General features: G+C 43.3%; 1 protein-coding gene. It reads right to left on the bottom strand.

The window, feature by feature from the left end; translation table 11 throughout:
- Positions 1-141: 141 nt before the first annotated feature.
- Positions 142-323, bottom strand: a 182-nt coding sequence (locus P5683_RS26065; RefSeq protein ID WP_315641339.1) for a hypothetical protein, incomplete at its 5' end; no start/stop codon positions are given.

The raw sequence follows: 323 nt of genomic DNA, 5'->3' as shown, positions 1-323 counted from the left end.
AGTCAGCCATGCTTCCCAACAGTCAGCTTAATAAACCCGCCCCCCAAGATAATCAAGGCAAGAAAACGGCTGGAGTCGATGGAGTAAGAGTAATCTCTCCAAGGCCAAGGTTTGAGCTTGTTGAGAGCATTAAGGGAAACCTCAAAACAAAACCACTGCGACGGGTGTGGATACCAAAACCTGGAAGGGATGAAAAACGCCCTCTAGGAATACCCACAATCCAGGTGTTGCATCATAGAAAATGATATTCTCAAATAAATCAAGATAAATTGTCCTTATTGCCAAAGCCATAAAGTAGTCAAAAATGGTCATCGTCAGGGAAA

The organism is Limnospira sp. PMC 1279.21, from assembly GCF_032349615.1.
Taxonomy (GTDB): Bacteria; Cyanobacteriota; Cyanobacteriia; order Cyanobacteriales; family Microcoleaceae; genus Limnospira; species Limnospira fusiformis.
The sequence above is the reverse complement of the archived record's forward strand: the minus strand, read 5'-3'. Positions and strand labels throughout refer to the sequence as shown.